This window comes from Neisseria sp. P0001.S005 (genome assembly GCF_051963715.1).
This window is the reverse complement of the sequence record NZ_JBQCTZ010000108.1, coordinates 1-12,160: the sequence shown is the minus strand read 5'-3', so window position 1 is coordinate 12,160 and position 12,160 is coordinate 1. Positions and strand designations below refer to the sequence as shown.

Sequence of the window (12,160 nt, the reverse complement as noted above, 5' to 3'; positions counted from 1 at the left end):
TTCGACCGTGTGGACAGTCTGATTGCCGTTATCAGCATTTATGCCGCCTTTGTATATTTGTTTTAAACCGCCTGTCTTACATGGTTGTGGGAGCTGATTATGTCCGAACAAAAACAGATTTCATCTTTATCGATCTTGGGCGTATTGTTGGCATTGGGATTGATGGCTGCGGCGTTTATTTTAGGCGTGCAGTTTAAGAATCTGCGCCAACCGGGGACGATTACCGTAAAAGGTTTGGCGGAGAAAAACTTTCAATCCGACAGCGCAACGTGGAATACGGGCGTAAATGCACACGGCGAGAGCTATCAGGAAGTTTTGGATCTGTTGACGGCAAGACGCAAGAAGCTGTCTAAGTTTTTGGGCGAGCAAGGTTTTGCGGCGGCTGAAATGAAAGTGGGCCTGCCTGAAGTGTCGCGCGTTTTCAATGAAACCCGAGACGAACTGGGCAACGTAACCCGCACGCCCAACGGCTACGATGGCGACCTCAATATTGTGGTCAACACCAAAAAACTGGACAAAATCCAAGCCGCCCAGCGCGCCATTTTGAATTTCCGTGCGCAAAACGAATTTATCCGCTTCGACAATCCGCAATATTTGCTGGGCAATTTGGAAACCATCAAACGCGATTTGATTACGCAGGCGACTGAGGATGCACAGAAACGCGCGGCCGAATTTGCCAAAACCGGCGGCGGCAAAGTGGGCGCCATGCGTTCTGCTTCGCAAGGCTCGTTCAACATCTATGCCGACACCGGCAGCAGCGAGGATGATGAATACGGCGGTTCTTACGATAAAAGTACCGTCGGCAAACAAGTCCGACTGGTTGTTACCATCGAATACGGCATTGAGTAATTCGTTCAGACGGCCTTTTCAGCTGGGAGGCAAAAGGCCGTCTGAAAATTGGAAACGGCAAAGAAATTTATTTCAAACACAATGAATACCGTTTGCACAGCACACTAAAGAACACACCATGACACAACAAGTTCTGACCATATTAGGCAGTACCGGCAGCATAGGCGAAAGCACTTTAGACGTTGTTTCCCGCCATCCCGAAAAATTCCGCGTGTTCGCACTGGCAGGGCATAGGCAGGTGGACAAGCTGGTGGCGCAATGCAAACAGTTCCGTCCGGAATATGCCGTTGTCGGCGATGCTGGTCATGCGGCCGAGCTGGAAAAGAAACTCAAACAAGAAGGCATCGATACGCAGGTTTTATATGGCGCTCAAGCCCTGATTGATGTGGCTTCGGCTGATGAAGTCAGCGGCGTGATGTGTGCCATTGTCGGCGCGGCCGGTTTGCCGTCGGCTTTGGCCGCCGCTCAAAAAGGCAAAACCATTTATCTAGCAAACAAAGAAACGCTAGTGGTTTCCGGCGCATTGTTCATGGAAGCCGCCCGTCAAAACGGCGCCACCGTCTTGCCGATTGACAGCGAACACAACGCCATCTTCCAAGTATTGCCAAGGGATTACACAGGCCGTCTGAATGAGCACGGTATCAATTCGATTATCCTGACCGCATCGGGCGGACCCTTCCTTAACACTGATTTAAGTACATTTGACAGTATTACGCCCGAGCAGGCGGTCAAGCATCCAAATTGGAGCATGGGCCGCAAAATTTCCGTCGATTCCGCATCAATGATGAATAAGGGCTTGGAGTTGATTGAGGCGCATTGGCTGTTTAACTGTCCGCCGGAAAAATTGGAAGTCGTCATTCATCCGCAATCCGTGATACACAGCATGGTGCGTTATCGAGATGGTTCGGTATTGGCGCAGTTGGGTAATCCTGATATGCGTACGCCGATTGCTTATTGCTTGGGTCTGCCCGAACGCATCGATTCCGGCGTGGGTGAGCTGGATTTCGGCGCATTGTCCGCATTGACCTTCCAAAAACCTGACTTTGACCGTTTCCCATGTTTGAAACTTGCCTATCAGGCCATGAATGCAGGCGGTGCCGCGCCTTGCGTGTTGAACGCTGCCAACGAAGTTGCCGTGGCCGCTTTTTTAGATAAACGCATTAAGTTTACCGATATTGCCAAAGTCGTTGCCCACTGCCTTGCCCAAGATTTTTCAGACGGCCATCATGATATTGAAGGCCTGCTGGCGCAAGACGCGCAAACACGCAGGCAGGCAGAAGACTTTATCGGCAAACAATAAAGCTTCAATGACAGGCCGTCTGAAACGTCAACCGCTTGGCATTTAGGCAGACAAAATGGAACAACTGCCTTTATAATCGGTTTTCTGACGGCCTTATCCGTTGATGATCACATTCCACTCAGGGGATTTTTTTGCAAACCTTTTTAGCCTTTATCGTCGCCATTCTGATTTTGGTCAGCCTGCATGAGTTCGGACACTATATTGTTGCCCGCTGGTGCGGCGTTAAAGTCGTGCGCTTTTCCGTCGGCTTCGGTAAGCCCTTTTTCACCCGAAAGCGCGGCGATACCGAGTGGTGTCTTGCTCCGATTCCGCTGGGCGGTTACGTTAAAATGGTCGATACGCGCGAAGGTGAGGTAGCAGAAGCAGATTTGCCCTACGCTTTTGACAAACAGCATCCGGTCAAGCGCATCGCCATTGTTGCCGCCGGCCCTTTGACCAATTTGATTTTGGCCGTTTTGCTTTACGGTTTGAGCTTTTCCTTCGGCGTAACCGAGTTGCGCCCCTATGTCGGCATGGTCGAGCCTGCCAGTATTGCCTCCAAAGCAGGTTTTCAGGCAGGCGATAAGATTGTATCGGTCAACGGAATCGCCGTTAAAGACTGGAGCGATGCGCAAACCGAGATGGTGTTGAACCTTGAAGCCGGCCCTGTAAAAGTTGCTGTTCAGACAGCCTCCAATACCCAAGCCATCCGCATAATTGATGCCGCCGGCACGCCTGAAGCAGGTAAAGTTGCGAAAAACCAAGGCAACATCGGCCTTTTGCCTTTTAGAATTACTAACCGCATCGGCAAAGTCTTGGCCAAAAGTCCGGCCGAAAAAGCAGGTTTGAAGGAAAACGACAAACTGCTGACCGCCGATGGGAAGCCCATCGAAAGCTGGCAGGCATGGACGGAACTCTTCCGCGCCAGCCCCGGCAAACGAATCGAACTGACTTACGAGCGCGACGGCAAAGTGCTGGCGACCGCTATCCGGCCGGACAGCGTCGAGCAGTCGGCTGGCGTGCTGGTGGGTAGAGTAGGGCTTGCCGCCCAGGCGGATAAAGAGTGGGATAAAACCATCCGCTACCGTTATACGCCTTCCGTTGCCCAAGCCTTTGAATTGGGTTGGAACAAAACCGTTAACTATTCGTGGACGACCCTCAAATTTTTCGGAAAACTGGTTACAGGCAATGCCTCTTTGAACCATATTTCCGGCCCCCTGACCATTGCCGATGTCGCCGGACAATCCGCCAAACTCGGGTTGCAGAGCTACCTCGAATTTCTGGCCTTGGTCAGCATCAGCTTAGGCGTGTTGAACCTTTTGCCCGTACCCGTTTTAGACGGCGGACATTTGGTTTTCTATACCGCCGAATGGATACGCGGAAAGCCTTTGAGCGAGCGCATACAGGCAGTCGGCCTGCGCTTCGGACTGGCAGCCATGCTTTTGATGATGGCTGTGGCTTTCTTTAATGACATCAACCGTTTGTTTGGATAATTTATGAAACTGAACCAGATTGCTTCCGCTTTAATGGTATTGAGCCTGTCGCCAATGGCATTGGCTGACTTTACCATTCAGGACATCCGCATCGAAGGCCTGCAACGCACCGAGCCGAGTACCGTCTTCAACTACCTACCCGTTAAAGTCGGTGATAATTTCAATGATGCGCGCAGTGAAGAAATCATCAAAAAACTCTACGCAACCGGTTTCTTTGACGACGTACGCGTCGAAACCATGGACAATCAAGTCCTGTTGACCGTGATTGAGCGTCCGACCATCAGCTCGCTCAATATTACCGGCGCAAAAATGCTGCAAAACGATGCCATCAAGAAAAACCTTGAAGCCTTCGGTTTGTCGCAATCCCAATACTTCAACCAAGCAACGCTGAACCAAGCCGTTGCCGGTTTGAAAGAAGAGTATTTGAGCCGTGGCAAACAGTCTGTCCAAATCACTCCGACCGTAACCAAACTCGCCCGCAACCGCGTGTCTATTGATATTGCCATCGAAGAGGGCAAATCTACCAAGATTACCGATATTTCATTTGAAGGCAACGAAGTTTATTCCGACCGCCGTCTGATGAAACAAATGTCCCTGAGCGAAGGCGGCATGTGGACTTGGATCACCAAGAGCAACCAGTTCAATGAGCAAAAATTTGCTCAGGACATGGAAAAAATCACCAATTACTACCAAAACAACGGCTACTTCAACTTCCGTATTTTGGATACCGACATCCAAACCAACGAAGACAAAACTAAGCAAACCATTAAAGTAACCGTCAGCGAAGGCGACCGCTTCCGTTGGGGTAATGTACGCATCGAAGGCGATACGCTGGAAGTGCCGAAAGAAGATTTGGAAAAACTGCTGACCATGAAGCCGGGCAAATGGTACGAGCGCGCGCAAATGTCTAATTCGCTCGAAGCCATCCAAAATCGCATGGGTCAGGCAGGTTACGCATTCAGCGAAATCAATGTCCAACCGATTCCAAATGCCGAAACGCATACTGTTGATTTTGTGTTGACTGTACAACCGGGCCGCAAAATCTATGTAAACGAAATCAACATTACCGGCAACAACAAAACCCGTGACGAAGTTATCCGCCGCGAGTTGCGCCAAATGGAATCGGCGCCTTACGACTCTGCCAAACTGCAACGTTCTAAAGAGCGCGTTGAGTTGTTGGGCTACTTCGACAACGTTCAATTTGATGCGGTTCCTGTGGCCAATACGCCTGACCAAGTTGACCTGAACATGAGCCTGACCGAACGTTCTACCGGCTCGCTCGACTTGAGCGCAGGTTGGGTTCAGGATACCGGTTTGGTAATGTCTGCCGGCGTGGCTCAAGACAACCTGTTCGGCACGGGTAAATCCGTTGCCTTGCGTGCTTCCCGCAGTAAAACCACAGTAAACGGCTCATTGTCGTTTACCGACCCATACTTCACACCTGACGGCGTAAGCTTGGGCTACGACCTTTACGGCAAGACTTACGACCCGCGTAAAGCTTCTTCCAGCGCGAAACAGTATAAAACCACGACTTTCGGCGGCGGTTTGCGTATCGGTATTCCGGTTACCGAATATGACCGTGTAAACTTCGGTTTGGCCGCAGAGCGTCTGACCGTGAACACCTACAAAGGCGCGCCTAAACGCTATGCCGACTTTATCAAGCAATACGGCAAAGGCGACGGTAACGGCGTGGGTAACTTCAAAGGCTGGTTGTACAAAGGTACCATCGGCTGGGGTCGCAACAAAACTGACAATGCCTTGTGGCCGACCCGCGGTTACCTGACCGGCGTAAACGGCGAAATCGCCTTGCCGGGCAGCGACCTGCAATACTACACCCTGACCCACAACCAAACTTGGTTCTTCCCGTTGAGCAAAGATTTCACGTTGATGCTGGGTGGCGAAGTCGGTTATGGCAACGGCTACGGCAAAACCAAAACCATGCCGTTCTTTGAAAACTTCTACGGCGGCGGCTTAGGCTCCGTCCGCGGCTTTGAAAGCGGTACGCTGGGCCCGAAAGTCTATGACGAATACGGCGAGAAAATCAGCTACGGCGGTAACAAAAAAGCCAACGTCTCCGCAGAGTTGCTCTTCCCGATGCCGGGCATTAAAGACTCGCGTACCGTCCGTCTGAGCCTTTTTGCCGATGCGGGCAGCGTGTGGGATGACAAAACTTACAACGACAGCCACAACAATACTTATTACACCAATGGCGCACTCCAAAACGTGTATGGCGTAGGCACAACGCACAAATCGACATTCAAAAACGAATTGCGTTACTCTGCCGGTGCTGCCGTGACTTGGCTCTCTCCGCTGGGTCCGATGAAGTTCAGCTATGCTTATCCGATTAAGAAAAAAGAAGGCGACGAAATCCAACGCTTCCAATTCCAACTCGGTACGACATTCTGATGATGTTTAGGCCGTCTGAAACCGGGTTTGTCCGTTTCAGACGGCCTCATGGCAGATTGGCGGCAAGCTTATTGCAAACCGCCCGTTTGTTTTCAAGCAAGGATTTTTATCATGAGTAAAATAGCCGACACCCTCCGTGTCCTCGCCGTAGCCCTGCCGGGTTTCGTGCTGTTGCCGCAAGCGGCGGCGGATGGCGTGCAGAAAATCGGTTTTATCAATACCGAGCGCGTTTATCAGGAATCCAAGCAGGCGCAAAGCATTCAGATGACTTTGGAAAAAGAGTTTAAAAGCCGTCAAACCGCCTTGCAAAAGCTGCAGCAGGAAGGCGAGGCTTTGGAGCAAAAACTGAGCAGCGACAAGCTCAGCGACAGCCAAAGGGAAGCGGAAACCCAAAAATGGCGCAATCTGGTACAAAAATTCCGCAAGCAGCAGGCCGAGTTGGCAGAAGACTACAACCTGCGCCGCAATGAAGAATTCGCCGCGCTCCAGCAAAATGCCAACCGCGTCATCGTCGATTTGGCCAAACGAGAAGGTTACGACTTCATCTTGCAGGACGTGATTTACGTCAACGGCCGCTACGACATTACCGACAGCGTTATCAAAGCCCTAAACGCACACTGACCCTGCTTGGCAGCGAATGCAACCATACAGACAAACCTAAGGCCGTCTGAAACCCAAACCGGCAACTTTCAGACGGCCTGACATCTTGACGGCAGATTATCATGACTTCACAAGCATACACCCTGTCCCAAATCGTTTCCCAACTCGGCGGCGAATGGAAAGGCGAAGACATCGCCATTACCGCCGTCCGTCCGTTGGATCAGGCGCAGGCGGAACACATCAGCTTTTTGGCCAACCCGAAATACAAAGCCGAAGTACACGACAGCCGGGCAGGTGCAGTGATTGTGTCGCCGAAAGCCGCAGACGAATTTGCAGGCCGCAACCTGATTGTGGCTGCCGACCCTTATCTTTATTTTGCCAAAGTGGCACGATTGTTCTCGCCGATTGTCAAAGCTCAAGGCGGCGTACATCCAACCGCCGTTGTCGAGGCAAGCGCCAAAGTGCCGGCAAGCTGCGAAATCGGCGCGAATGCCTATATCGGCGCGAATGCCGTATTGGGCGAAGGCTGCCGTATTTTGGCCAATGCCGTTGTCCAACACGATTGCACGTTGGGCGATGAAGTCGTGTTGCATCCCAACGCCGTCATCTATTACGGCTGCACTTTGGGCAACCGTGTCGAAATCCACAGCGGCGCAGTCATCGGCGCGGACGGTTTCGGCTTGGCCTTCGCCGGCGATTCATGGTTTAAAATTCCGCAAACCGGCGCAGTCACGCTTGGTGATGATGTGGAAATCGGTTCGAACACCAATATCGACCGCGGTGCAATGAGCGACACGACCGTCGGCAACGGCACCAAAATCGACAACCAAGTCCAAATCGGCCACAACTGCAAAATCGGTTCGCACACCGTTATCGCCGCCAAAACCGGCATTTCCGGCAGCGTCACCATCGGCAATTATTGCATTATCGGCGGCGGCGTCGGCACGGTCGGACACATCGAAATCGCGGATAAAACCACCATCGGCGGCGGTACATCCGTTACCCACAGCATTACCGAAAGCGGCCAGCATTTGGCCGGTATTTTCCCGATGTCGGGCTACAAAGACTGGGCGCGCAATGCCGTTTATATCCACCGTTTGAGCGAAATGAACAAACGCCTCAAAACGCTGGAAAAACAGCTTGCCGACAGCGACGAAGCCTAAAGGCGGCGCAAACAGTCCGCGCCCCGCATCCGAATACGTTTAAACCCAATACAAACAAGGAAAGACGAACATCATGGACGTACAACTCCCGATCGAAGCCAAAGACATTCAAAAACTTATCCCACACCGTTATCCGTTTTTGCAACTTGACCGCATTACTGCGTTCGAACCGATGAAAACCCTGACTGCAATTAAAAATGTCACCATGAACGAGCCGCAGTTCCAAGGCCACTTTCCCGACCTGCCCGTGATGCCCGGCGTGCTGATCATCGAAGCCATGGCGCAAGCGTGCGGCACACTGGCCATCCTCAGCGAAGGCGGTCGCAAAGAAAACGAATTCTTCTTCTTCGCCGGTATCGATGACGCCCGTTTCAAACGCCAAGTCATCCCCGGCGACCAACTGGTTTTTGAAGTCGAGCTGTTGACCAACAAACGCGGTATCGGCAAATTCAACGCCGTTGCCAAAGTCGACGGCCAAGTTGCCGTTGAAGCCGTGATTATGTGCGCCAAACGCGTGGTGTAAGAATGGGACAGGCCGTCTGAAAGTTCAAACGGCATCTTGCAGGCAATACCTGTATCAGACAGCAAGGAGACAGCATGACCCTTATTCATCCGACCGCCGTCATCGACCCTAAAGCCGAACTCGACTCCAGCGTCAAAGTCGGCCCATACAGCATCATCGGCCCCAATGTGCAAATCGGTGCGAATACCGAAATCGGCCCGCACGTCGTCATCAACGGCCATACGACCATTGGTGAAAACAACCGCATTTTCCAATTTGCCAGCCTCGGCGAAATTCCGCAGGACAAAAAATACCGCGACGAGCCGACCAAGCTGATTATCGGCAACGGCAACACCATCCGCGAATTTACGACGTTCAACCTCGGTACGGTTACCGGCATCGGCGAAACCCGTATCGGCGACGACAACTGGATTATGGCCTACTGCCACCTCGCCCATGACTGCGTGGTCGGCAACCATACCATCTTCGCTAACAACGCCTCACTCGCAGGCCACGTTACCATCGGCGACTATGTCGTCTTGGGCGGCTACACGCTGGTGTTCCAATTCTGCCAAATCGGCGACTACGCCATGACCGCGTTTGCCGCAGGCGTACACAAAGACGTACCGCCGTACTTCATGGCCGCAGGCTACCGCGCCGAACCGGCCGGCCTCAATAGCGAAGGTATGCGCCGCAACGGTTTCACTGCCGAACAGATTGCCTCCGTCAAAGATGCGTATAAAACCATTTACCATCGCGGCATTCCGTTTGAAGAAGCCAAGGCGGACATTCTGAAACGTGCCGAAACCCAAAGCGAATTGGCGGTATTTAAAGACTTTTTTGCACAATCCACACGCGGCATTATCCGTTGATGGATGGATTGAAGGCCGTCTGAAACTTTTTCAGACGGCCTTTGGATTGCAAAAATCCGCGCAGTAGGGCAGGTTTCCTGTCCGTTTGCCGCCGATGCCGTCTGAAAACGGGCGGGCAAATGTCTGCCCAAAATCTTTTAGCGTTTAAACCTCAACACATGAATTCCAATCCTTCCCCCCTTATCGCCATCAGCGTAGGCGAAGCTTCCGGCGACTTGCTTGGCGCACACTTAATCCGTGCCATTAAGGCGCGTTGCCCGAATGCGCGGTTTACCGGCATCGGCGGCGAGCGCATGAAGGCGGAGGGTTTTGAGAGTTTGTACGATCAGGAAAAGCTGGCGGTGCGCGGTTTTGTTGAGGTCATCAAACGCCTGCCGCAGATTTTGAAAATCCGCAAAGGGCTGGTGAACGATTTGCTCCGCCTCAAGCCGGATGTGTTTATCGGCATCGATGCGCCGGACTTTAATCTCGGCGTGGCGGAAAAACTCAAGCAGGCAGGCATTCATACCATTCATTACGTCAGCCCGTCGGTTTGGGCGTGGCGACGCGAACGGGTCAATAAAATCGTGTATCAGGTCAACCGCGTGTTGTGCCTGTTTCCGATGGAGCCACAGCTTTATATTGATGCCGGAGGCAGAGCCGAGTTTGTCGGCCATCCGATGGCGCAAACCATGCCGGTGGAAGTGGATAGGGCGGCGGCGCGGCAGAAGCTGGGCGTGCCTGCGGACGTGCCCGTGTTTGCCATATTGCCCGGCAGCCGTGTGAGCGAAATCGATTATATGGCGGCGGTGTTTTTTCAGACGGCCTTATTGCTGCTGAAACGTTATCCGCAGGCACAGTTTTTGCTGCCTGTGGCAACGGTCGCAACGCGCAAACGCATTAGTGAAATTTTGGCGCAACCTGAATTTGCTGCCCTTCCCATCACGCTGACCGAGAAGCAGTCGGATACGGTTTGCACCGCTGCCGACGTGGTATTGGTCACCAGTGGTACGGCGACTTTGGAAGTGGCCTTGTGCAAGCGGCCTATGGTCATCAGCTACAAAATTTCGCCGCTGACTTATGCGTATGTGAAACGCAAAATCAAAGTGCCGCATGTCGGTTTGCCCAATATTCTGTTGGGTAAAGCCGCCGTTCCCGAGCTGCTGCAACACGACGCCGTCCCTGAAAAACTGGCGCAGGCCGTAGCAGACTGGTATGACCGCCCTGAAGCCGTGGCCGCGTTGGAACAGGATTTCCACGCCTTGCATCTGCTGTTGAAAAAAGATACGGCGGCATTGGCAGCGGCGGCAGTATTGGAGGAAGCCGGATTTTCAGACGGCCTGAAAGACAAGTAAGGAAAATACATGAATTTATTGGGAGCCTTGGCCAAGGTTGGCAGCCTGACGATGGTGTCGCGCATTTTGGGCTTTGTGCGCGATACGATTATTGCCCGTGCGTTTGGTGCAGGCATGGCGACAGATGCGTTTTTTGTAGCGTTCAAACTTCCCAACCTGCTGCGGCGCGTGTTTGCAGAGGGCGCGTTTGCCCAAGCCTTCGTGCCGATTTTGGCGGAATACAAAGAAACCCGCTCTCCTGAAGCCACGCAGGCGTTTGTGCGTCATGTGGCCGGTATGTTGTCGTTTGTGTTGGTCATCGTTACCGCGCTGGGCATCCTCGCCGCGCCGTGGGTGATTTATGTTTCCGCGCCCGGTTTTGCCAAAGATGCTGATAAGTTTCAGCTCTCCATCGACCTGCTGCGGGTGACGTTTCCTTATATCTTTTTGATTTCCTTGTCGTCTTTTGTCGGTTCGATACTCAATTCCTATCATAAATTCGGCATTCCCGCCTTTACGCCGACATTTTTGAACATTTCCTTTATCGTCTTTTCCCTGTTTTTTGTACCGTATTTCGATCCGCCCGTTATGGCTTTGGCGTGGGCGGTATTTGTCGGCGGCGTGTTGCAGCTGGTGTTCCAACTGCCTTGGTTGGCAAAATTGGGCTTCTTGAAAATGCCCAAACTCAGCTTTAAAGACGCAGCGGTCAACCGCGTGATGAAACAGATGGCACCGGCTATTTTGGGCGTAAGCGTGGCGCAGATTTCATTGGTTATCAACACCATTTTTGCCTCATTTTTGCAGTCCGGCAGCGTGTCATGGATGTATTACGCCGACCGACTGATGGAATTGCCGACCGGCGTTTTGGGCGTAGCACTCGGTACAATCTTGCTGCCTACCTTGTCCAAACACGCCGCCAGTCAGGATACCGAGCAGTTTTCCGGCCTGCTCGACTGGGGTTTGCGCCTGTGTATGCTGCTGACCCTGCCTGCCGCCGTCGGCCTTGCCGTGTTGTCTTTCCCTCTGGTTACAACCTTGTTCATGTACCGTGAATTTACGCTGCACGACGCGCAAATGACCCAACACGCGCTGATTGCCTATTCCTTCGGCTTGATCGGTCTGATTATGATTAAAGTGTTGGCACCCGGTTTCTACGCACGCCAAAACATCAAAACCCCCGTTAAAGTCGCTATTTTCACGCTGATTTGCACGCAGTTGATGAACCTTGCCTTCATTTCGCCGCTTAAACACGTCGGCCTGTCCCTCGCTATCGGTTTGGGAGCGTGTCTGAATGCAGGTTTGCTGTTTTTCCTTTTGCGCAAACACGGCATCTACCGCCCCGGAAAAGGTTGGGCAGCGTTTTTGGTTAAAATGGTCATCTCTTTGGTCGTCATGGGCGGCGGTTTGTGGCTGGTGCAATATTATCTGCCGTTTGAATGGGTGCACGTCGGCGGCTTTAAAAAAGCAGGCCAACTCTGCGTCCTGATTGCCTTGGGCGGTGGCCTCTACTTCGTTTCCCTAGCCGCGCTCGGCTTCCGTCCGCACCATTTCCGCAGGGTGGAAAAATAGGCAGCCGCAGGGCGTATGTGCTTGGTTAAAGACTATTCGAGACCTTTGCAAAATTCCTTTCCTTCCAACAGCCGAAATCCAAACAAGGGTTTTCAGCTGTTTTCTCCTCCAATC

General features: G+C 52.4%; 10 protein-coding genes. All 10 read left to right on the top strand.

What is annotated here, in order from left to right; genetic code table 11:
* The first annotated feature begins 99 nt into the window (after window positions 1-99).
* Window positions 100-849, top strand: coding sequence for an SIMPL domain-containing protein (locus ACTHSP_RS12820; RefSeq protein WP_003686550.1), 750 nt, complete (start codon window positions 100-102; stop codon window positions 847-849).
* Between the two features lie 118 nt (window positions 850-967).
* A complete protein-coding gene (gene ispC / locus ACTHSP_RS12815) occupies window positions 968-2,149 on the top strand; it encodes a 1-deoxy-D-xylulose-5-phosphate reductoisomerase (protein ID WP_440346218.1) in 1,182 nt (393 codons plus the stop codon).
* Between the two features lie 131 nt (window positions 2,150-2,280).
* Entirely contained in the window at window positions 2,281-3,621 is a 1,341-nt protein-coding gene (rseP, locus tag ACTHSP_RS12810; RefSeq protein ID WP_440346217.1) for an RIP metalloprotease RseP, read from the top strand.
* A 3-nt stretch (window positions 3,622-3,624) separates the two neighbouring features.
* A complete protein-coding gene (gene bamA / locus ACTHSP_RS12805; protein WP_440346216.1) occupies window positions 3,625-6,027 on the top strand; it encodes an outer membrane protein assembly factor BamA in 2,403 nt (800 codons plus the stop codon).
* Between the two features lie 111 nt (window positions 6,028-6,138).
* A complete protein-coding gene (locus tag ACTHSP_RS12800; protein ID WP_128582396.1) occupies window positions 6,139-6,648 on the top strand; it encodes an OmpH family outer membrane protein in 510 nt (169 codons plus the stop codon).
* Window positions 6,649-6,749: 101 nt separating this feature from the next.
* A complete protein-coding gene (gene lpxD, locus ACTHSP_RS12795; protein ID WP_295696693.1) occupies window positions 6,750-7,790 on the top strand; it encodes a UDP-3-O-(3-hydroxymyristoyl)glucosamine N-acyltransferase in 1,041 nt (346 codons plus the stop codon).
* 73 nt (window positions 7,791-7,863) lie between these two features.
* The gene (gene fabZ / locus ACTHSP_RS12790) at window positions 7,864-8,313 is read left to right on the top strand and encodes a 3-hydroxyacyl-ACP dehydratase FabZ (protein WP_003681704.1); all 450 of its coding nucleotides are present in this window, start codon (window positions 7,864-7,866) and stop codon (window positions 8,311-8,313) included.
* Window positions 8,314-8,387: 74 nt separating this feature from the next.
* Window positions 8,388-9,164, top strand: coding sequence for an acyl-ACP--UDP-N-acetylglucosamine O-acyltransferase (lpxA, locus tag ACTHSP_RS12785; RefSeq protein WP_107723875.1), 777 nt, complete (start codon window positions 8,388-8,390; stop codon window positions 9,162-9,164).
* A 158-nt stretch (window positions 9,165-9,322) separates the two neighbouring features.
* Window positions 9,323-10,498, top strand: coding sequence for a lipid-A-disaccharide synthase (gene lpxB / locus ACTHSP_RS12780; protein ID WP_440346219.1), 1,176 nt, complete (start codon window positions 9,323-9,325; stop codon window positions 10,496-10,498).
* 9 nt (window positions 10,499-10,507) lie between these two features.
* A complete protein-coding gene (gene murJ, locus ACTHSP_RS12775) occupies window positions 10,508-12,046 on the top strand; it encodes a murein biosynthesis integral membrane protein MurJ (protein WP_314513138.1) in 1,539 nt (512 codons plus the stop codon).
* The last annotated feature ends 114 nt before the right edge of the window (window positions 12,047-12,160 follow it).

Excerpts from the sequence above, each read along its gene's own strand:
- ACTHSP_RS12820 (WP_003686550.1), top strand. The coding sequence starts at position 100 with ATGTCCGAACAAAAACAGATTTCATCTTTATCGATCTTGGGCGTATTG.
- ispC (WP_440346218.1), top strand. The coding sequence starts at position 968 with ATGACACAACAAGTTCTGACCATATTAGGCAGTACCGGCAGCATAGGC.
- bamA (WP_440346216.1), top strand. The coding sequence starts at position 3,625 with ATGAAACTGAACCAGATTGCTTCCGCTTTAATGGTATTGAGCCTGTCG.
- ACTHSP_RS12800 (WP_128582396.1), top strand. The coding sequence starts at position 6,139 with ATGAGTAAAATAGCCGACACCCTCCGTGTCCTCGCCGTAGCCCTGCCG.
- lpxD (WP_295696693.1), top strand. The coding sequence starts at position 6,750 with ATGACTTCACAAGCATACACCCTGTCCCAAATCGTTTCCCAACTCGGC.
- fabZ (WP_003681704.1), top strand. The coding sequence starts at position 7,864 with ATGGACGTACAACTCCCGATCGAAGCCAAAGACATTCAAAAACTTATC.
- lpxA (WP_107723875.1), top strand. The coding sequence starts at position 8,388 with ATGACCCTTATTCATCCGACCGCCGTCATCGACCCTAAAGCCGAACTC.
- lpxB (WP_440346219.1), top strand. The coding sequence starts at position 9,323 with ATGAATTCCAATCCTTCCCCCCTTATCGCCATCAGCGTAGGCGAAGCT.
- murJ (WP_314513138.1), top strand. The coding sequence starts at position 10,508 with ATGAATTTATTGGGAGCCTTGGCCAAGGTTGGCAGCCTGACGATGGTG.